This window comes from Pseudocitrobacter sp. 73 (genome assembly GCF_008369545.1).
Taxonomy (GTDB): domain Bacteria; phylum Pseudomonadota; class Gammaproteobacteria; order Enterobacterales; family Enterobacteriaceae; genus Pseudocitrobacter; species Pseudocitrobacter vendiensis.
This window is the reverse complement of sequence record NZ_VTZO01000045.1, coordinates 1-21,118: the sequence shown is the minus strand read 5'-3', so window position 1 is coordinate 21,118 and position 21,118 is coordinate 1. Positions and strand designations below refer to the sequence as shown.

The following is a 21,118-nucleotide window of genomic DNA, read 5'->3' as shown; positions in this document are numbered from 1 at the left end:
AGGCGGGCAAAGTCGGTTAATATCAGTTTCAAAACGCCCACCCGGGGTGAAATCGCACACCTGGTAATTGATTCCACCGGGCTGAAGGTCTTCGGTGAAGGCGAGTGGAAAGTCAAAAAGCATGGTCAGGAACGCCGCCGTATCTGGCGTAAGCTGCATCTGGCAGTTGACAGCAACACACATGAAATCATCTGTGCAGACCTGTCGCTGAACAATGTGACGGACTCAGAAGCCTTCCCGGGTCTTATCCGGCAGACTCACAGAAAAATCAGGGCAGCATCGGCAGACGGCGCTTACGACACCCGGCTCTGTCACGATGAACTGCGGCGTAAGAAAATCAGCGCGCTTATCCCACCCCGAAAAGGCGCGGGTTACTGGCCCGGTGAATATGCAGACCGTAACCGTGCAGTGGCTAATCAGCGAATGACCGGGAGTAATGCGCGGTGGAAATGGACAACAGATTACAACCGTCGCTCGATAGCGGAAACGGCGATGTACCGGGTAAAACAGCTGTTCGGGGGTTCACTGACGCTGCGTGACTACGATGGTCAGGTTGCGGAGGCTATGGCCCTGGTACGAGCGCTGAACAAAATGACGAAAGCAGGTATGCCTGAAAGCGTGCGTATTGCCTGAAAACACAACCCGCTACGGGGGAGACTTACCCGAAATCTGATTTATTCAACAAAGCCTCAGAATCCCTGTCGCATTGACCTCTGAACTGCCATTACTGACGGAAATATCCCCCCTGTTAATGAACGTCGACGCATCACCACTGAGCGAAACACCCTGCGATTTTTCATCCACGACCGCTACATTGCCTTTGTTGCTGACGATCGCGCCATAACCCTCAACATCAATGCCCCGAGCAGCATTGCTAACGTATAAATCCCCTTCCTGTATAACCGTCGCATTATTACCAACGATTTTGCTGCCCGTTGAATTTTGCCCATCAACCGTCATATGGCCTTTATTATCGGTCCTGACATCATTACCGATAATAAAGGCCCCTGTTCCACCGTTATTGACGGTGGAGTCGCCCGTGTTATTTAAGATTGTACGATCGCCATTGACGATAACCGCCGTGCCAGCATCGACCACCGTCTGACCGTTATTATTAATGGTTATATTATCGCCGGTCAGGATACCGACCACCGAATCTTCACCGATAGCCTCTGTTTTACCCTCGTTTGTCAGCGCAATGTTGTCACCATTAATCATCATCACCGTACCGCCATTCAGGGCGGTATTGCCGCCCTGGTCAGTGATAATCGCATCATTAACGGTAATTATTCTGCCCTTTGTTCCATCAGACACGACGCTGGCTAACTGTGTGACGTGGAGTTTACCTTCGTCATCATAGCGCCATTCCGTATCACCTGTGGTACTCACTCCACTAAAGATGGCGGTATGAGTCTCTTCATGGTTTTCCCACTCAGTCACCATGGTTTTTCGGCCATCTTTTGCCGACAGCGTGTAGCTACCATCGACATTCTGTATATATGTGAACGTTGCCCCGCGAATCTTCAGGGTTTGCGCGTCCTTGTCCCATGTCACATTGTTATCAAAGACAACGGGTTCTGTTCTCGGTAGGTCAACATCATCACCGCTATTGTCGGGTGGAGTAACATCATCGCCGCTATCAGGCGGCGTGACATAATCGCCGCTATCTGGTTTTACAGGTGTAACTGAATCATCATCATTGGGTAGAGGTGGCGGTAGAGGGCCATTCGCATCTGGCGGTGTGGGCTGGGGAGAAGACGTTCGAGCAGCATGATCATCACCATGAGACAGTTCAATCACTGCGAGTGTTGTCAGGATCGTCGTGGTACCTAATGCCAGTAAGGAGCTAAAACCATTATTTGTAGTGACAGCGCATTTTTCTGGGACTGTTTTCAATTTCGCTGGAGGCTGGGCGTGGCCTCCGGATAGACATGTCATTTGAGAGCTTCTGCGCATACTATCTGCACCCTCACCTTCTGTTATTTCTGCCCCCCAGCTTTGGCCACTTAACGCTATAGCGATACACGCAGATAATAGTGTTTTCTTTTGCATGAGAAATCCTTTTCATTCTGGATGAACGAGAAAATAAACACTCAATTGCTTTAAGCCATTGAAAATGGCTCAGACAGGTCGCATCCGAAATCAATTTTTGTTAGAAATTGCCTAGTGCGAATTTTATATATCAAAACCACGCCATTCAACTTTATAATATTTTTAGAATAACTTAACTCATAAACCCAATGAATAAATAAAACCTAAAACACTCTGTAATGTGCGATTTGCTTTTTAACATATTCAAAAATGTTATTTAATGACGGTAAGAGCACAACAACATCCACATTTGTAATCACATTTTGTCTATTAGACATACTTTAAGGTAATTCTTTACGTCTCCCAAAAAAAAGGCAGGAATGCTATTCCTGCCTTTTTCTTAATGCGCCGATTTAGGCCGTAAACTTTCATCAAATATCAATCGCTTCCGCCCCTCTTCTATTGCACGTAGCGGCTCGACCTGATGCATTGTTTTTTTGCAGCGTTCAACCAGCACCTGATATTCCCGCGTGCCCTGCTTTTTCCACGCCATCTCCTGCTCAGTGAGTTCACGAATGGCTTTTGCCGGGCTACCAATAATCAGATGATTAGCGGGCATTTCTGCTTTGGCTTTCACAAACGCTGCTGCACCGACAATACTGTTTTCGCCGATCACCGCCCCGTCCATCACTACAGCATTCATTCCGACGAGCGCATTACGGCGTATCACACAACCGTGCAGAATCGCACTGTGGCCAATATGCCCGTCTTCTTCCACGACGGTGTCCTGCTCCGGAAAACCGTGCATGACGCAATTATCCTGAATGTTCGCACCATCTTTCACCACAATGCGCCCAAAGTCGCCACGCAGGCTGGCATTTGGGCCGACATACACCCCTTTACCCAGGATGACGTCACCAATTAATACGGCGGTAGGATGCACATAGCTCTCATCCGGCACTACCGGGGTTAAGCCATCAATCTGATACACTGGCATAAGACCTCCCTTCGCTTACCGGCAACCCGCCAAATCGTTGATAGAACAGCGTTCCCGGTGAAGGCAGTTCGCCGACCGGGGTTTCGCCTTTTTCGCTGACAAAAGCCAGCGCGGCAGGTGCCACACGTTGATAAATATTGATACAGAGCTGGCGCGCCGAGCCGCCGAGCCAGTGCGCCGGAAGCAACTCCTCCGGCAGCAATGGATCTTTCAGCACCACGCGGCGATAAAAGTGAATCAAGAGCAGTTGGATCTGGAAGCAGCGTTCAGGCGTGAGTTCATCCGCATCCACCTCACGCAGCAGCGGCAGCAGTGGGCGGAACAGCTGGATAAACGTGTCGTACATGGCGTTCTGTTCGGTCAGTTGCCAGCACTCTTCCACACGGGCTCTTAACGCCGCACGCGACAACGCCAGTGGGGAATGCGCTTCAAAGCAGATGACGTTTTCCGCCACACCCGCTTCATGCAGCAGTGATTGCACATCCGCCAGTTTTTGTGATGGAGAGGCCATCAGGCTGGGTGCTAACGTGCCAAACCCTTGCCAGATAAGCTGTTTTTTGACGTCTGAAAGTGTTGCGCGATCCAGACCTTCGGAGAGTAACAACAGCCAGGTGCCATCCCAGGTCGGCGTTTCCGCACGATAAATTTTATTTTCCGCCCGGCGAGTTAAGCGCTGGCCTTTATCACTCAGGCGATAAAAGCTGCGGCGGCCGATGCGTTCCACATCCAGCCAGCCCTCTTTGTTAAGGCGAAACAGTGCGGTACGGACAAAACGTTCCCCAAATCCCAGGCCTTCGAGCATTGCCGCCAGGCTACCCAGCCAGACAGTTCCGCCGCGATGCAACAGGGAATCACCATACAGCGAGGCAATCAGCGACGTGCCGCTAATGGGCACTGATGACACGGCCTGCTGAATGAAGGTATCGATTTTACTCATCTGATTCATCCTGTTGTTATTGTTTTGATTTATGAATCATAGCATAGGTTTCCCCTCACCCCGGCCCTCTCCCAAAGGGAGAGGGAGAAGACCGCAGCAGACTGTCCCCTCTCCCTCTGGGAGAGGGAGAGGGGTAAGGTGTTATCAGACGTTAGCAATCTTACGCAAATCAAAAACTCTGCACGCTTTACCTTCGGAACGCGGGATCGCGCCGCAGTTAACGATCGTCACATCGGTGGAAATCCCGACCATCGATTTAATGCGGTGACGCAACTGGTGGCACACCTGGCAGCGTTGTTCGTGGCTCAGGTACAAGCTACTCTCTTTGAGCTCCACCTGAATCGACAGCGAATCAAGATGACCGCGACGATTCACTTCCAACTGGTAATGCGGTGAAAGATGTTCAAACTTCACAATCTCTTCTTCCAGTTGAGACGGGAAGACATTCACACCGCGAATAATCAGCATGTCATCGCTGCGCCCGCTGATGCGATCCATACGGCGCATGGTACGTGCGGTACCCGGCAACAGACGCGTCAGATCGCGGGTGCGATAACGAATCACCGGCAGCGCTTCTTTGGTCAACGTCGTAAACAGCAGTTCACCATGTTCGCCGTCATTCAGCACCGTGCCATCGTTCGGGTTAACAATTTCTGGATAGAAGTGATCTTCCCAGATGGTCGGGCCATCGGCGGTTTCGATACACTCCATCGCCACGCCCGGCCCCATCACTTCAGACAGGCCATAGATATCCAGCGCGGTAATACCCAGACGACGCTCAATCTCTTTACGCATCGCCATCGTCCACGGCTCCGCGCCAAACACGCCGACGCGCAGGGAACATTGCGTCGCATCACCGCCCATCTGGCGTTCCAGTTCTTCAATCAGATTCAGGCAGTAAGATGGCGTGACCATAATCATATCCGGCTGGAAATCGCGGATAAGCTGTGCCTGCTTCTCGGTCTGACCACCGGACATCGGAATAACCGTTGCCCCCAGACGTTCCGCGCCGTAGTGCGCGCCCAGCCCGCCGGTGAACAGGCCATAACCGTAAGCAACGTGGATTTTATCTTTCGGCGTGCCGCCTGCCGCGCGCAGAGAACGCGCCACAATATCGGCCCAGGTACTGATGTCATTTTGAGTGTAACCGACCACGGTCGGTTTACCGGTGGTGCCGGAAGAGGCATGTACGCGCACCACTTGCTCCATCGGTACGGCAAACATGCCGAACGGATAGTTATCACGCAGATCCTGCTTAGTGGTACACGGGAATTTTTCGATGTCTTTCAGTTCGTTGAAATCATCAGGGTGAACGCCTGCTTCATCGAATTTGCGGCGATACATCGGCACATTTTCGTAGGCGTGTTTCAGCGTCCATTTCAGGCGTTGCGTTTGCAGTGCCTGCAGTTCGTCCAGCGATGCTTTTTCGATTGGGTCCAGCATTGTATTTGTTGTCATTATAGGGTACTCGCAGGTAAAAATTAGCTCACACACGCTCCAGGATCATGGCAATGCCCTGACCCACACCAACACACATCGTACACAGGGCATAGCGGCCCTGACGGCGCTGCAGCTCGAGGCTGGCGGTAAGTGCCAGTCTCGCGCCGCTCATACCTAACGGATGGCCTAAGGCGATGGCGCCTCCGTTGGGGTTAATATGCGGCGCCTCGTCCGGCAGCCCTAACTGTCTGAGCACGCCCAGCGCCTGCGCGGCGAAGGCTTCATTCAGCTCGATAACATCCATATCGGTGATACTTAAACCTGCACGCTCCAGCACTTTACGCACCGCAGGTACCGGGCCCAGCCCCATCAGACGCGGCTCAACGCCCGCCGTCGCCATGGCAACGATACGCGCACGCGGCGTCAGCCCCTGCGCGATGGCCTGCTGTTCACTGGCGATGATCAGTGCCGCCGCGCCATCGTTTACACCTGAGGCATTGCCTGCCGTGATCACGCCATTCGCGCGGAACGGCGCTTTCAGTTTGCCCAGCTGTTCCAGCGTGGTTTCCGGGCGCAGATGTTCGTCATCCAGCACCTCAGTAAACGTGCCTTTTTTGCCTGGCACCCGCACCGCGACAATCTCTTCAGCAAACACGCCATCACGCTGCGCTTTCGCGGCACGCTGTTGGCTGCGATAAGCAAAAGCATCCTGATCGTCACGGCTAATTTTTAACAATTCAGCTACATTCTCCGCCGTTTCCGGCATGCTGTCAGTTCCAAATTGTTGCTGCATGAGCGGGTTCACAAAACGCCAGCCGATGGTGGTATCAAACATCTCGGCCTGACGCTGGAAAGGCGCAGTGGCCTTGCCCATCACAAACGGCGCACGCGACATCGATTCCACGCCGCCCGCCACCAACAGGTCTGAATCACCGGCTTTAATCGCGCGGGCCGCAAAGCCAATCGCATCGAGACCCGAGCCGCAAAGGCGGTTAATGGTGGTACCGGAAACATCCTGCGGATAGCCCGCCAGCAGCAGCGCCATACGCGCCACATCGCGGTTATCTTCCCCTGCCTGGTTAGCACAACCGAGGATCACATCATCAATACGCGTTGGGTCGAGCTTTGGGTTACGTGCCAGCAGTTCACGCAGCGGCACGGCGGCGAGGTCGTCGGCACGGACACCCGACAGCGCGCCCGCATAGCGGCCAATCGGGGTACGAATTCCGTCACAAATAAATGCATCACGCATCAGGCTTCTCCTGTTACCGTGCCGCCGATGCGGTGGGATTTACCGCGAAACAGGGCTACCGTTTTTTGTTGTTGGTTCACAATTTCAATGTCATAGACGCCGGTCTGCTTGCCCTGATGTTTTACCCGGGCAGTGGCGGTGAGTTTGTCACCCGCAAAGCCAGGTCGCAGGAAATCTATCGAGCAGGCCGACGCCACCGCAGCCAGCCCCTGGCTGTTACAGGCGTAAGCGAAAGCGGTATCCGCCAGTGAAAACAGTTGCCCGCCGTGGCAGGTCTGGTGACCGTTCAGCATCTGCGGCGCGACGGTCATGGTGAGCACCGCAAAACCATCGTCCATTTCGATAATGTCGATACCCAGGGCCTGTGCGCAGGTGTCGCGCTCATACATCGCGTGGGCATTACGCCAGGCGTTATTCATGATGGCTCTCCAGTAGCGCGCGCTGGCGCAGTAAGGAACTCGGGCGATAACGCTCTTCACCGTAGTGGGCTTGCAGGTTTTCCAGTACGCGCAGCACGTTGTTCCAGCCCAGTTCTGCACCCCACTGTAACGGCCCCTTCGGGTAGTTCACGCCAAGGCGCATCGCCGTATCGATATCCTGTTCACTGGCAACGTGTTTCTGCACAGCATCCAGCGCTTCGTTCGCCAGCATGGCGACCGTGCGCCATACCAACAACCCCGGATAATCCGCGATTTGTAGCACTTTGTTGCCCTGCTGCTGGAAGTAATACACCGCTTTATCCGTGTCGGCCTGAGCATTGGTCTGCGCGGTAGCGAGCACCACCACATCCCCCTCGATGCGGTCAAACACTACAACCGGGCGCTGATGACGCATTGCCAGCGCCAGCGCGGTTTCGCCTTGTGTTTCAATCAGCAGGAGATCGCCAATTGTGACACTGTCACCATTTTCTGTAATCTCACCTGGAACGGCTAAAACCTCAGGCAGATACGGTTCAGAGACGGCTTCCACCGGCCAGCGATACACGCCCTGCCCACTCTTCTTGCCCAATCGCCCGCCCAGCACCAGTTCCTGTTGCAGCAGCGACGGTAAGAAGCGGCGATCTTGCCAGAAGGCATTAAATACTGAACTGGTGACCGCAAAGTTCACGTCATGCCCAATCATGTCGGTCAGCGCCAGCGGGCCCATCGGGAAGCCACCGCCTTCACGCAGCGCCGCATCAATGACGTCTGGTGCCGCAACCTGTTCTTCCAGTGCACGCCAGGCTTCGGCGTAGAATGGACGCGCGATGCGGTTAACAATAAAGCCCGGCGTTGAGCGGCAGCGCACCGGCGTTTTACCCCACGCAGACACGCAGTTGCACAGGGTGTCAGCCACTTCCTGCGACGTCGCCAGACCACTCACCACCTCCACCAGCTTCATCACCGGCGCCGGGTTAAAGAAGTGCAGCCCCGCGACGCGTTCCGGGTAGCGAATATCTGCCGCGATAGCCGTGATAGAAATGGAAGACGTGTTACTGGTAAGTAACGTTTGCGGCGGGCAGATTTCTGCCAGTTGGCTGAAGAGTGCTTTTTTCACCTCCAGCCGTTCTGAGGCCGCTTCAATCACCAGGTTAGCCGGCGCCAGCGAAGCGATATCCGCCACCGCATAGATTTTTTTCAGCGTTTGATCACACGCGTCGGCACTCAGTTTGCCTCGCGACACGCGGGAGGTCAGACGCTGGCGAATGCCATCAATGGCGCGGGTGAGCGCATCCTGATTAATATCAAACAACAGCACGTCGTGCCCTGCCGCCGCGGCTACCTCCGCGATCCCGGCCCCCATCGTGCCGCTGCCGATCACCGCAACCGTTTTGATTTCATGGCTCATGGCTTATTTCCCGCTGAACTGTGGTGGACGTTTCGCCAGAAACGCACTGACGCCTTCGCGGTAGTCGTCGCTGCGCCCGGCCATACGCTGGAAATCACGTTCCATATCGAGTTGTTGATCCAGCGTTTGCGTTTCGGACGCCAGCAGCGCCTGCTTGATAAGCCCTAAACCGTAGGTCGGCTGCGTGGCTAAATGGCGTGCCAGCGTCAGGCTGGTATCCGCCAGTTCGGCGTCATCCACCACCTGCCAGATCATGCCCCACTGTTGAGCCTGCTCGGCGCTCATTTTGTCGCCCAGCAGTGCCAGCCCCATGGCGCGTGCGCGCCCGGCAGTGCGCGGCAGCAGCCAGGTGCCGCCACAATCGGGCACCAGCCCCAGCTTACTGAACGCCATCACGAAATTGGCTGAACGCGCGGCAATCACCATATCGCAGCCCAGCGCCAGCGTTGCGCCTGCACCAGCCGCGACACCGTTCACCGCAGCAATCACCGGTTTCGGCAGCTTTGCCAGACGGCGCACCAGCGGGTTATAAAAACGTTCAACGGACATCCCCAGATCCGGTGCCGGACCGTTGGGATCGACGTTACGGTCGTTCAGATCCTGCCCGGCACAAAAACCGCGCCCCGCACCGGTAATCAGCAGGCAGCGGATAGTGTCGTCACGCTCTGCCTGCTTCAGGCATTCGGCCAGTTGCTGATGCATCACGTCGTTAAAGCTGTTGAGACGTTCCGGGCGGTTAAGCGTTATGGTCATTACGCCCTGCTCAACATGACTCAAAATAAAAGCATCCACGATTAACGTCCTTTAAATTCTGGTTGGCGTTTTTGCAGGAAGGCATTAATGCCTTCCTGACGATCTTCGGTTGCACTCAGCAGCGTAAACAGCTGGCGCTCCTGTTGCAGGCCCGCATGCAGCCCCACTTCCTGCGACTGGCGCAGCGCCTGCTTTGCCGCCTGTAATGCCAGCGGTGAATGGCGGGCGATGGTTTTTGCCAGTTTCAGAGCGTATTCGAGGGTTAAACCTGCCGGGTGGACGTCGCTCACCAGCCCGGCCTGCTGCGCCTGATGAACGTCAATCGCTTCACCCGTCAGCACCATACGGCTGGCAAGCGCCTTACCCACGCTGCGAATTAAACGCTGGGTGCCGCCTGCGCCCGGCATAATGCCGAGGGTGATTTCCGGCAGGCCGAAACGGGCGTTATCACCCGCGACCACCGTGTCGCACAACAGCACGAGTTCGTATCCTGCGCCCAGCGCATAGCCGTTAACGGCGGCAATCAGCGGTTTGTTGAAGGCATCGATACGCGCCCATAAACGCGGGCGAATATCGTTGAGCGTGGCGGGCATATCATTGGCCGCCATCTCATTGAGATCTGCACCGGCAGCGAAGAAACGGTCATTGCCGAAGATGACGCAGGCAGAAATTTCCGTATCGCGCGCGGCCTTTTCCAGTTCGCTGGCGATTTGCTCCAGCAAGGCGTTGTTCAGAGCATTGCGCGCCTGTGGGCGATTCAGCGTCAGCAGCAACACGCGCTCGTGGCGTGCAACGATCAGTTCGCTCATGCCATCCCCTTCGCGTCAAAATCGACAATTACGCCATCGCCTTTCGGCAGCGCCTGGCAGCTCAGCACATAGCCCGCGGCCACTTCATCGGGCTCAAGACTGTAGTTGGTTGCCATCTCCACTTCGCCGCGCAGCACCTTGCATTTACAGGTAGCGCAGACGCCGCCTTTGCAGGCATACGGCAGGTCAGCGCCCTGACGCAGCGCAGCGTCAAGAATGCTGTCATCCTCTGCATTCAGAGAGATCTGACGGTCACGCCCATCGTGACGAATCGTCACGCTGCGCCCTTCAGCCTGAACAGTAGAGACGCGTTTAAGGGTGCTGCCCGGTGTGTTAAAGCGCTCCAGGTGAATCGCTTTCTCCGGCAGGCCTAGTGCGCGCAGCGCGATTTCCGCGTCGTCCATCATCGCCGCCGGGCCACAGATAAACGCTTCATCAAGCTGGTCGAACTGAACCAGATTGCGGGCCAGCGCGTGCAGTTTTTCACTGTTGATATGGCCGGACAGCAATTCGCTTTCGACCGTCTCCTGGCTGAAGAGGTTGATCAGCTGTAAACGCTGCGGGTATTTATCTTTCAGGTCTGCCAGCGCCTGACGGAACATCATGCTCTGGCTGCTGCGGTTACCGTATATCAGCGTGAACTGGCTATTGGCTTCGGTGGTAAGCGTGGCCTCAATAATCGCCAGCATTGGCGTGATGCCAGAACCGGCGGCAATCGCCAGATAGCGTGCGGTACGCTCAGCCTGCGGTTGATAGCCGAAGTGGCCCTGCGGCACCATCACCTCAAACGCCATACCTTGCTTAATATCACTCTGGGCAAAGCGAGAAAAACGCCCGCCTTCGATGGCTTTTACCGCAACGCTAATCTGCCCCGGCGTACCGGTACGGCAGATGGAGTAGCAGCGGCGCAGTTCTTCACCGCCAATGCGAGTTTTCAGCGTCAGGTGCTGACCAGGACGGAAAGCGTAAGCCTCCCGTAACGTGTCGGGTATGGCAAAAGTAATGGTCACCGCATCGCGGGTTTCCGGTTCCACTTTTGCCACCGTAAGCGAATGAAACGTCGTCATGGCAACCTCAAATACATTTGAAATAGTCGAAGGGTTCGCGGCAGCTATCACAGCGGTAAAGCGCTTTGCAGGCCGTGGAACCAAATTCGCTGATAAGCGAGGTGTGCGTGCTGCCGCAGCGCGGGCAGGTCACATCCTCAGGAACCGATGCGTGGCAGGCGTGGGCCTGCGGCGGGCTGATGCCATACTGGCGTAAGCGTTCGCGGGCATCGGCGTTCATCCAGTCGGTAGTCCAGGCAGGGTCGAGTTGCAGCACGATATGCACCGGCGTGAAGCCATGTGCGGTCATCACGTCACGGATAGCGCCAAGCAGGTGCTCGGTGGCCGGGCAGCCAGAGTACGTTGGCGTAAAGCCAATCACCCAACCGTCACCCTGCGGCGCGACGCTGCGCACCATGCCCAAATCGGTGATGGTTAACACCGGCACTTCCGGGTCGGGGATCTCGCTCAGTAAGCGCCAGATCTCATGCACTTTCGAGGGTGCTATCGCGGCAATTCGTTGCACTATGACCTCCTGATTACCACTGAAGTGCGGGGTAGATACGTTGCAGATACTGCATTTCCGCCAGCATCGGCCCCAGATGTTCTGTATGCAGACCCTGTTTCCCGCCGGTACGGAAAGGCGTTTCTTTCGGCAGTTGCAGGCAGGCATCGGCAAGCGCGCCGCGTACGGTGGTCTCCCACTCGTCTTTCAGTTCGCGCACATCAACGGCAATGCCCTGCTCAATCAGTTCCTGCTCAACGGCATCCACTTCGAAAAGTTCACCCGTGAAGCGCCAGATATCGTTCAGCGCCTGCTGCATTTTTTGCGCGGAGTCCGGCGTACCGTCACCCATGCGTACCAGCCAGCCACGGCTGAATCGCTGGTGATAGCGCACTTCTTTAAGCGATTTGGCGGCGATTGCGGCAATTTGGACATCGCGGCTGTTGACCAGGCGGCTGTATAACGCGACGTGCCAGGCGTCTATCAAAAACTGACGGGCGATGGTATCGGCAAAGTTGCCGTTGGGCTGTTCCACCAGCAGCAGGTTGCTGAACTGGCGCTCTTCGCGACCGTAAGCCAGCGTGTCTTCATCGCCGCTGCCATAGCATTCGGCGGCATAGCTCAGGAAGTTGCGCGCCTGTCCAAGCAGATCGAGGCCAATGTTCGCCAGCGCCAGGTCAATCTCCAGTTCCGGCGCATGGCCGCACCAGGCACCTAAACGCTGCGAGAGGACCAGGCCGTTGTCACCCAGACGCTGGGCATAAATCGCGACAGAATTGTTATTCATCACCCACCTCACATGTGCTCGATGCCATCAGGGATGGTGTAAAACGTCGGGTGGCGGTAGACCTTGCTTTCCGACGGGTCGAAAAACTCACCGCGCTCTTCCGGCTGAGAGGCAACGATCTCGCTCGCCTTCACCACCCAGATTGAGCACCCTTCGTTGCGACGGGTGTACGCGTCGCGCGCGTTTTCCAGTGCCATCGCGTCATCGGCGGCGTGCAGGCTGCCAACGTGACGGTGAGACAACCCCTGTTTGCTGCGAACAAAAACTTCATATAACGGCCAGTAAACATTGCTCATGGTGCTTCTCCTTATGCCGCGTTGCGGGTTTGTTGTTTTTGCGCATGCGCCAGTGCGGCTTCCCGCACCCACGCGCCCTCTTCCCAGGCTTTGCGTTTTGCTGCCAGACGTTCGTGGTTACAGATGCCACGACCGTGAATCACGTCGTTGAATTCGTTCCAGTCGATTTCACCAAACTGGTAGTGGCCGGTCGTTTCATCAAAATAAAGATCAGCATCAGGAATGGTCATCCCCAGCATTTCAACCTGCGGGACGGTGTTATCGACAAAGCGCTGACGCAGTTCATCATTGGTAAACAGCTTGATGCGCCACTCCAGGCTCTGGGCACTGTTCGGCGAGTTGTCGTCGTTTGGCCCGAACATCATCAGCGCCGGCCACCAGAAACGGTTGATGGCGTCCTGCAACATCTGACGCTGAGATTCGCTCCCCTGCGCCAGCGCCATGCAGGCTTCATAACCCTGACGCTGATGGAAGCTCTCTTCTTTACAGATTTTCACCATTGCACGGGCATATGGGCCGTAAGAGGTACGGCACAGCGCCACCTGGTTAACAATCGCCGCGCCGTCGACCAGCCAGCCAATCACGCCAATATCAGCCCAGCTCAGAGTGGGATAGTTAAAGATGGAGGAGTACTTCATGCGTCCATCGAGCATCTTCTGGTAGATGTCTTCACGCGCGCAGCCGAGGGTTTCCGCTGCGCTGTAGAGATAGAGGCCGTGCCCCGCTTCATCCTGTACCTTCGCCAGCAGAATAGCTTTACGACGCAGCGTCGGTGCACGAGTAATCCAGTTGCCTTCCGGCAGCATGCCAACAATTTCTGAGTGGGCATGCTGACCAATCTGGCGGATCAGCGTTTTACGGTAGGCGTCCGGCATCCAGTCCTGCGGTTCGATGGCCGTTTCCTGCGCGATGCGCTGGTTAAAGCGTTGTTCTTCTGTCACGTCATCACCTTTAATGATTCTAAAAACATTCACACCACAAACATATGTGAATCACTTTCTTTTCTAAAAGTTACACATTAGTTAAATAAAACCACAAATTTTGTTTGTGCATTATGTGACAGCTCTCGCAAAGCATTTAAACAAAACATTTATAAACAATGAGTTGAATCATTATGCAAACCACACAGCGATCACAATGTTAAAAAATCATTAAAAATCAGCTTGCGATTTATGATTCACAATTTAACTATGTATAACGAAATCACGTAACATTTGGAGATTAGCGATGCAGCAGTTAGCCAGCTTCTTATCCGGCGCATGGCAAACCGGCCAGGGCCGCGCCCGTACCATTCATCACGCCATCAGCGGCGACGCGCTGTGGGAAGTCACTAGCGAAGGGCTGGATATGGCGCAGGCCCGCCGTTATGCCATTGAGAAAGGCAGCAGCGCGCTCCAGGCAATGACCTTCATTGAACGTGCCGCCATGCTGAAAGCGGTGGCTAAACACCTGTTAGCAGAAAAAGAACATTTCTATGCCCTGTCAGCACAAACCGGTGCCACGCGCGCGGACAGTTGGGTGGATATCGAAGGCGGGATCGGCACGCTGTTTACCTACGCAGGCCTGGGAAACCGTGAACTGCCGGACGACACGTTGTGGCCGGAAGATGAGCTGATCCCACTCTCAAAAGCGGGTGGATTTGCCGCGCGCCACGTGCTGACTTCAAAATCAGGCGTAGCCGTTCACATTAACGCCTTCAACTTCCCCTGCTGGGGCATGCTGGAAAAACTGGCCCCCACCTGGCTTGCCGGGATGGCGGCGATTATCAAACCGGCCACCGCCAGCGCCCAGCTAACTCAGGCGATGGTGAAATCGATTATCGACAGCGGCCTGGTGCCTGACGGCGCGTTAAGCGTCATTTGCGGTGGCGCGGGTGATCTGCTCGAAAAGCTCGACAGCCAGGATGTGGTCACTTTCACCGGCTCTGCCGCCACCGGGCAACAGCTGCGCGTGCATCCCAACATCGTCGCGAAGTCGATTCCATTCACCATGGAAGCCGACTCTCTGAACTGCTGCGTACTGGGTGATGACGTCACGCCAGAGCAACCGGAATTCGCGCTGTTCATTCGCGAAATCGTGCGCGAGATGACCGCTAAAGCTGGACAAAAATGTACGGCTATTCGCCGTATCATCGTGCCGCAGCAGCAAATCAATGCTGTCAGTGAAGCGCTTATTGCGCGTCTGGGAAAAATCGTCGTTGGCGACCCGGCGCAGGAAGGTGTGAAAATGGGCGCGCTGGTGAATATCGACCAGCGTCAGGATGTGCAGGAGAAAGTAGATTTACTGGTTGCCGCGGGATGTCAGATTCTACTGGGTGGCAAAGCAGATGACAAAGCTGCCGGGGCATTCTTCCCGCCAACGTTACTGCTTTGCCCGCAGCCGGATGAGATTAAAGCCGCGCATGCCATTGAAGCCTTTGGCCCGGTTGCGACCCTGATGCCGTATCAGAACCGCGACCACGCGCTGGCGCTGGCACGGGCGGGTGAAGGTAGTCTGGCAGGCACGCTGGTGACCGCCGATGGCGCATTAGCGCGCGAGTTTATTCTCGGCGCGGCACGCGCGCACGGGCGTATTCAGGTACTGAACGAAGAGTCTTCGAAAGAATCGACCGGTCACGGCTCCCCTCTGCCGCAACTGGTACACGGCGGCCCGGGCCGTGCGGGCGGGGGTGAAGAGCTGGGCGGGTTACGCTCGGTAAAACACTACATGCAGCGTACCGCTATTCAGGGCAGCCCAACCATGCTCGCCGCCATTGGCAAGCAGTGGGTACGCGGCGCGGCAGTGGTGGAAGATCGCGTCCATCCGTTCCGTAAATACTTCGAAGAAATCCAACCCGGCGACAGCCTGCTGACCCATCGTCGCACCGTCACCGAAGCGGACGTTGTGAACTTTGCCTGTCTGAGCGGTGACCACTTCTACGCGCATATGGACAAACTCGCCGCTGCTGACTCGCTGTTTGGCGAGCGCGTGGCCCACGGTTATTTCCTGATTTCCGCAGCGGCCGGGTTATTTGTCGATCCGGGCGTTGGGCCAGTTATCGCCAACTACGGCTTGGAAGACCTGCGTTTCATCGAGCCTGTTAAACCAGGCGACACCATTCAGGTGCGGCTGACCTGTAAACGTAAAACCATCAAGCGGCAGAAAACAGCAGAAGAGACACCTACCGGCGTGGTGGAATGGTCGGTTGAAATCTATAACCAGCATCAGCAGGCAGTTGCGCTGTATTCGATTTTGACCCTGGTCGCGCGGCAGAACGGGGATTTTGCCTGATAGTCTGCGGATAATCTCGCCATACAACGGCTGAAACGGCCCGAGGGTGCACAACATCATCGGGCCAGAGTACCCTGCACAATTAGCCCCTCCTCTCACCTCGTTCCCCACCAATTTTAAGAGTGTTGCAACGCGTTTTCGTGTTCAGAAAGGTTGCTCACGCATGCTATTATAACGAAACGTAACTGTCAGGGATGAAACTGTCCCTTACGGTATTAACAGGGATCGCAGTTGCAAGAGGATACGTGCATGATTCTATTTTCAGATTATAACTCGCCCTACCTGTTCGCCATTTCATTTGTTCTTCTTATTGGGTTAATTGAACTCATCGCGCTTATCTTTGGGCATTTACTTTCAAGCGCGCTTGATGCACATCTCCAGCATTATGATGCTTTAACATCCGGTAATATCGGGCAAGTGATGCATTATATGAATATCGGACGGATTCCGGCGTTGGTTATTCTGTGTCTGCTGGCTGGTTATTTCGGCCTGTTTGGCATCCTTATACAACATGGTGCCGTGTCACTTTGGCACAATCCCCTCAGCAACCTGCTGCTTGTCCCCGTCTCACTGGTGCTCTCCGTAATTGCTGTTCATTACAGTGGCAAGGCCATCGCCCCGTGGCTACCGCGTGATGAAACCACTGCTATCGCGGAAGATGACTATATTGGCTGCATGGCAATAATGACCGGACATACAGCCACCGTGGGGTGTCCTGGCGAAGGGAAATTCACCGACAAATTCGGGCAAACGCACTATTTATTACTGGAACCCGAAGAAGGGAAAGTATTTCATAAGGGAGATAAGGTGCTAATTATTGGCCGCCTCTCTGCAACGCGTTATCTGGCCGAAATTAATCCATGGCCAGATCATTTGTAATTTTTGATTAATTTAAAGGACTACATAATGGATGATGTTATTGGCATGCTGCCGTCATGGATGTTTACCGCTATCATCGCGGTCTTCATTCTGCTGGTTGTTGGGATTATTTTCGCAAGGTTATATCGTCGGGCTTCCGCCGAGCAATCCTTTGTTCGAACGGGACTGGGTGGGCAAAAAGTGGTAATGAGCGGAGGCGCAATTGTCATGCCCATCTTCCACGAGATCATTCCTATCAACATGAATACCCTAAAACTGGAGGTCAGCCGTTCAACGATCGATAGCCTGATCACAAAAGATCGTATGCGTGTCGATGTCGTCGTGGCCTTCTTTGTACGGGTCAAACCTACCGTGGACGGCATTGCAACCGCTGCGCAAACGCTGGGGCAACGAACCCTTTCACCGGAAGATTTACGTGTGCTTATTGAAGATAAATTCGTGGATGCCCTGCGCGCGACCGCCTCGCAAATGACCATGCATGAACTTCAGGATACGCGTGAAAACTTTGTCCAGGGTGTACAAAACACCGTTGCAGAAGATCTGTCAAAGAACGGACTGGGGCTGGAAAGCGTCTCGTTAACCAATTTTAACCAGACAGAAAAAGTACATTTCAACCCAAACAACGCCTTTGATGCCGAAGGCCTGACAAAACTGACGCAGGAAACGGAACGCCGACGCCGGGAACGTAACGAAGTTGAGCAGGATGTGGAAGTCGCTGTGCGTGAGAAAAACCGCGATGCGTTGTCGCGTAAGCTGGAGATCGAGCAACAGGAAGCGTTCATGACGCTGGAGCAGGAGCAACAGGTGAAAACCCGTACTGCTGAGCAAAATGCAAAAATTGCCGCGTTTGAAGCCGAGCGTCACCGTGAAGCGGAACAAACACGTATCCTTGCCGAGCGTCAGATTCAGGAAGCCGAAATCGAGCGTGAGCAGGCTGTGCGTTCGCGCAAAGTGGAAGCCGAACGTGAAGTTCGCATAAAAGAAATTGAACAGCAGCAGGTTACCGAGATTGCTAACCAGACCAAATCTATTGCCATCGCAGCGAAGTCTGAACAGCAATCCCAGGCAGAAGCCCGCGCTAACGATGCGCTGGCAGAGGCGGTTCGCTCGCAGCAGAACGTTGAGACCACGCGCCAGACTGCAGAAGCTGACCGTGCGAAACAGGTTGCGCTGATCGCTGCCGCACAGGATGCAGAAACCCAGGCGGTTGAACTGACCGTGCGGGCAAAAGCCGAGAAAGAAGCAGCGGAAATGCAGGCCGCAGCCATTGTCGAACTTGCGGAAGCAACGCGTAAAAAAGGCCTTGCTGAAGCGGAAGCGCAACGCGCGCTGAACGACGCCATCAACGTACTTTCTGATGAACAAACCAGCCTTAAATTTAAACTGGCTCTGTTACAGTCACTGCCGTCCGTAATTGAGAAATCCGTTGAGCCAATGAAGTCTATCGACGGTATAAAAATTATCCAGGTTGATGGATTGAATCGTGGTGGGGCAGCGGGCGACGTCACCACTAGCACAGCAAACGGCGGCAATCTGGCGGAACAGGCATTGTCTGCGGCGCTCTCTTATCGCACTCAGGCACCGCTGATTGATTCACTGTTAAAAGAAATCGGCCTGTCTGGTGGATCGTTGTCTGCGCTGGCTGAGCCGCTAAAAGCTATCGAGCCCCATGCAAAACCTGCTGAGAATATCCCGGCAGAAGAGCATGTGGCTCGCGAGTAAACTGCGTTTTGATTATTAAAACTCATGCCTCCCCGGAGGCATTTTTTATATCTGGCAAAACTGCCAAACAACCTGGCAGGTGCAGGCAAACCACTTTACCGCAGGGCTGATAGGGTGAAAGCGTTAAAAACCGCCCGCAGAGCGCGGTAGCGCGCGAGAAACACAACAACAAGACGAGGTTTATAATGGTAAGCTCCTCTATTCTTTCTCCCCGTAAGACGGCACTGGCTCTCGCCGTAGCCCTGTTTTGCGCCTGGCAATCGCCGGTTTTTGCCCATGGCGGCGAAGCCCACATGGTGCCGATGGATAAAACACTGGCTGATTTTGGGGCCGATGTGCAATGGGATGACTACGCACAAGTTTTCACGCTGATTAAAGATGGCGCTTACGTTAAAGTAAAACCGGGCGCGAAAACCGCGATCGTCAACGGCCAGCCGCTGAATCTGCAAGTCCCGGTGGTGATGAAGGATAACAAAGCCTGGGTTTCTGAAACGTTCATCAACGATGTTTTCCAGTCTGGTCTTGATCAAACCTTCCAGGTTGAGAAAGCCCCGCACCCGCTCAATGCCCTGAGCGCAGATGAAATCAAACAGGCTGTCGACATCGTCAAAGCGTCGCCAGATTTCAAACCAAACACCCGCTTTACCGAGATCTCTCTGCGTTCGCCTGAGAAAGCCGCCGTGTGGGCCTTTGCGCTGGAAGGCAAAGCTGTGACCGAGCCGCGTAAAGCGGATGTCATCATGCTGGATGGCAAGCACATCATCGAAGGCGTGGTCGATCTGCAAAACAAAAAGATCCTCTCCTGGCAGCCAATCAAAGACGCACATGGCATGGTGCTGATTGACGATTTCACCAGCGTACAGAACATCATCAACGCCAGCACAGAATACGCTGAAACGCTGAAAAAACGCGGCATTAACGATCCGAAAAAAGTGATCACTACCCCACTCACCGTGGGCTATTTTGACGGCAAAGACGGCCTGAAACAGGATGCACGTCTGCTAAAAGTGATCAGTTACCTGGACGTGGGCGATGGCAACTACTGGGCGCACCCGATAGAGAACCTGGTCGCCGTTGTTGACCTGGAACAGAAAAAGATTGTGAAGCTGGAAGAAGGCCCAGTGATCCCGGTGCCGATGGCTGCACGCGCCTACGATGGGCGTGACCGCGTTGCCCCGGCGGTGAAACCGCTGGATATCATTGAACCGGAAGGCAAAAACTACACCATCACCGGCGACATGATCCACTGGCGTAACTGGGATTTCCACCTGAGCATGAACTCCCGCGTCGGGCCGATGATTTCCACTGTCACCTATAACGATAACGGCACTAAGCGCAAAGTGATGTATGAAGGATCGCTGGGCGGGATGATTGTGCCTTACGGCGACCCTGATATCGGCTGGTACTTCAAAGCGTATCTGGATTCCGGTGACTACGGCATGGGTACCCTGACCTCGCCTATCGCGCGCGGCAAAGATGCGCCGTCCAACGCCGTGCTGCTCAACGAAACCATCGCTGATTATACCGGTACACCAACCGAGATCCCGCACGCGATTGCCGTATTTGAACGCTATGCCGGGCCGGAGTATAAGCATCAGGAGATGGGCCAGCCAAACATCAGCACCCAGCGTCGTGAGCTGGTGGTACGCTGGATCAGCACCGTAGGTAACTATGATTACATTTTCGACTGGATCTTCCACGAAAATGGCACTATCGGCATTGATGCGGGCGCAACAGGTATTGAAGCGGTAAAAGGCGTGAAGGCCAAAACCATGCACGACCCGAGCGCGAAAGACGATACGCGTTACGGAACGCTGATCGACCATAATATTGTCGGCACCACCCACCAGCATATCTACAACTTCCGCCTCGACCTCGACGTGGACGGCGAGAACAACAGCCTGGTGGCAATGGACCCGGTGGTGAAACCGAATACCGCAGGCGGCCCACGTTCCAGTACTATGCAGATCAACGAGTATGCCATCAGCAATGAGAAGGACGCAGCGCAGAAATTTGACCCGGGTACCATTCGTCTGCTGAGCAACCCGAACAAAGAAAACCGCATGGGTAACCCGGTTTCCTATCAGATTATCCCGTACGCGGGCGGCACGCATCCGGTCGCCAAAGGCGCGCAGTTCGCCCCGGATGAGTGGATTTACCACCGTCTGAGCTTTATGGATAAACAGCTGTGGGTGACGCGTTATCATCCGGACGAGCGTTTCCCGGAAGGGAAATACCCGAACCGTTCAACGCACGATACCGGGCTCGGTCAGTACACCAAAGACAATGAGTCGCTGGACAACACCGATACGGTCGTGTGGATGACGACCGGCACCACTCACGTCGCCCGCGCCGAAGAGTGGCCGATTATGCCAACGGAGTGGGTGCATACGCTGCTGAAACCGTGGAACTTCTTTGATGAAACCCCGACGCTGGGAGCGAAGAAAGAGAAGTGATGAGGTGAGTAGCAGGAACGGCGCTTTGCGCCGTTCCTGATTACTGACACGGTGCGCTTTGTTGATGCCGGATGCGGCGTAAACGCCTTATCTGTATTAGCTCAGACCTGA

At 54.8% G+C, this 21,118-nt stretch carries 19 protein-coding genes; 5 read left to right on the top strand and 14 right to left on the bottom strand.

Going from position 1 to position 21,118, the window contains the following annotated elements:
* A partial coding sequence (locus F0Q32_RS24695; RefSeq protein WP_096149581.1) for an IS5-like element IS903B family transposase occupies nt 1-633 on the top strand: 633 nt, incomplete at its 5' end.
* 45 nt (nt 634-678) lie between these two features.
* On the opposite strand, the gene F0Q32_RS24690 is transcribed toward F0Q32_RS24695, so the two are convergent.
* The 14 genes from F0Q32_RS24690 to paaA all read right to left on the bottom strand — a co-directional run bounded on the left by F0Q32_RS24690 (nt 679) and on the right by paaA (nt 13,621).
* Nucleotides 679-2,052, bottom strand: a complete 1,374-nt coding sequence (locus F0Q32_RS24690; protein ID WP_255475769.1) for a hypothetical protein — start codon at nt 2,050-2,052, stop codon at nt 679-681.
* A 379-nt stretch (nt 2,053-2,431) separates the two neighbouring features.
* Nucleotides 2,432-3,028 carry a phenylacetic acid degradation protein PaaY gene (gene paaY / locus F0Q32_RS24685; RefSeq protein WP_149465052.1) on the bottom strand — a complete coding sequence of 199 codons (597 nt, stop codon included), beginning with the start codon at nt 3,026-3,028 and terminating at the stop codon, nt 2,432-2,434.
* Nucleotides 3,009-3,974: a phenylacetic acid degradation operon negative regulatory protein PaaX gene (gene paaX, locus F0Q32_RS24680; protein WP_149465051.1), complete on the bottom strand. Its 966-nt coding sequence runs from the start codon at nt 3,972-3,974 to the stop codon at nt 3,009-3,011. The genes paaY and paaX overlap by 20 nt, the downstream gene beginning before the upstream one ends.
* 135 nt (nt 3,975-4,109) lie before the next feature.
* Entirely contained in the window at nt 4,110-5,423 is a 1,314-nt protein-coding gene (paaK, locus tag F0Q32_RS24675) for a phenylacetate--CoA ligase PaaK (protein WP_149465050.1), read from the bottom strand.
* Between the two features lie 28 nt (nt 5,424-5,451).
* Complete coding sequence (gene pcaF, locus F0Q32_RS24670) at nt 5,452-6,657, bottom strand: 3-oxoadipyl-CoA thiolase (RefSeq protein ID WP_149465049.1); 1,206 nt, start codon at nt 6,655-6,657, stop codon at nt 5,452-5,454.
* Nucleotides 6,657-7,076: a hydroxyphenylacetyl-CoA thioesterase PaaI gene (gene paaI, locus F0Q32_RS24665; protein WP_370516902.1), complete on the bottom strand. Its 420-nt coding sequence runs from the start codon at nt 7,074-7,076 to the stop codon at nt 6,657-6,659. Before paaI ends, pcaF begins: the two co-directional genes overlap by 1 nt.
* Nucleotides 7,069-8,484 carry a 3-hydroxyacyl-CoA dehydrogenase PaaH gene (gene paaH, locus F0Q32_RS24660; protein ID WP_149465048.1) on the bottom strand — a complete coding sequence of 472 codons (1,416 nt, stop codon included), beginning with the start codon at nt 8,482-8,484 and terminating at the stop codon, nt 7,069-7,071. Before paaH ends, paaI begins: the two co-directional genes overlap by 8 nt.
* 3 nt (nt 8,485-8,487) lie before the next feature.
* Nucleotides 8,488-9,276 (bottom strand): 2-(1,2-epoxy-1,2-dihydrophenyl)acetyl-CoA isomerase PaaG, encoded by a 789-nt coding sequence (paaG, locus tag F0Q32_RS24655; protein ID WP_149465047.1) that lies wholly within the window; start codon nt 9,274-9,276, stop codon nt 8,488-8,490.
* 2 nt (nt 9,277-9,278) lie between these two features.
* Nucleotides 9,279-10,046: a 2,3-dehydroadipyl-CoA hydratase PaaF gene (gene paaF, locus F0Q32_RS24650; RefSeq protein ID WP_149465046.1), complete on the bottom strand. Its 768-nt coding sequence runs from the start codon at nt 10,044-10,046 to the stop codon at nt 9,279-9,281.
* Nucleotides 10,043-11,113: a 1,2-phenylacetyl-CoA epoxidase subunit PaaE gene (gene paaE / locus F0Q32_RS24645; RefSeq protein ID WP_149465045.1), complete on the bottom strand. Its 1,071-nt coding sequence runs from the start codon at nt 11,111-11,113 to the stop codon at nt 10,043-10,045. The genes paaF and paaE overlap by 4 nt, the downstream gene beginning before the upstream one ends.
* Before the next feature lie 7 nt (nt 11,114-11,120).
* Nucleotides 11,121-11,618, bottom strand: a complete 498-nt coding sequence (paaD, locus tag F0Q32_RS24640) for a 1,2-phenylacetyl-CoA epoxidase subunit PaaD (protein ID WP_149465044.1) — start codon at nt 11,616-11,618, stop codon at nt 11,121-11,123.
* Nucleotides 11,619-11,631: 13 nt separating this feature from the next.
* The gene (gene paaC, locus F0Q32_RS24635; protein WP_149465043.1) at nt 11,632-12,384 is read right to left on the bottom strand and encodes a 1,2-phenylacetyl-CoA epoxidase subunit PaaC; all 753 of its coding nucleotides are present in this window, start codon (nt 12,382-12,384) and stop codon (nt 11,632-11,634) included.
* An 8-nt stretch (nt 12,385-12,392) separates the two neighbouring features.
* Complete coding sequence (gene paaB / locus F0Q32_RS24630; RefSeq protein ID WP_015964556.1) at nt 12,393-12,680, bottom strand: 1,2-phenylacetyl-CoA epoxidase subunit PaaB; 288 nt, start codon at nt 12,678-12,680, stop codon at nt 12,393-12,395.
* Between the two features lie 11 nt (nt 12,681-12,691).
* Nucleotides 12,692-13,621, bottom strand: coding sequence for a 1,2-phenylacetyl-CoA epoxidase subunit PaaA (gene paaA, locus F0Q32_RS24625; protein ID WP_149465042.1), 930 nt, complete (start codon nt 13,619-13,621; stop codon nt 12,692-12,694).
* A gap of 286 nt (nt 13,622-13,907) precedes the next feature.
* Between paaA and paaZ the strand changes: the two genes are divergently transcribed.
* The 4 genes from paaZ (at nt 13,908) to tynA (ending at nt 21,007) form a co-directional block, all read left to right on the top strand.
* The gene (paaZ, locus tag F0Q32_RS24620; RefSeq protein ID WP_149465041.1) at nt 13,908-15,950 is read left to right on the top strand and encodes a phenylacetic acid degradation bifunctional protein PaaZ; all 2,043 of its coding nucleotides are present in this window, start codon (nt 13,908-13,910) and stop codon (nt 15,948-15,950) included.
* Between the two features lie 249 nt (nt 15,951-16,199).
* Nucleotides 16,200-16,829 (top strand): OB-fold-containig protein, encoded by a 630-nt coding sequence (locus tag F0Q32_RS24615; protein ID WP_149465040.1) that lies wholly within the window; start codon nt 16,200-16,202, stop codon nt 16,827-16,829.
* 27 nt (nt 16,830-16,856) lie between these two features.
* Complete coding sequence (locus tag F0Q32_RS24610; protein WP_149465039.1) at nt 16,857-18,551, top strand: flotillin family protein; 1,695 nt, start codon at nt 16,857-16,859, stop codon at nt 18,549-18,551.
* A gap of 185 nt (nt 18,552-18,736) precedes the next feature.
* Nucleotides 18,737-21,007 carry a primary-amine oxidase gene (tynA, locus tag F0Q32_RS24605; protein ID WP_149465038.1) on the top strand — a complete coding sequence of 757 codons (2,271 nt, stop codon included), beginning with the start codon at nt 18,737-18,739 and terminating at the stop codon, nt 21,005-21,007.
* Nucleotides 21,008-21,118: the final 111 nt, after the last annotated feature.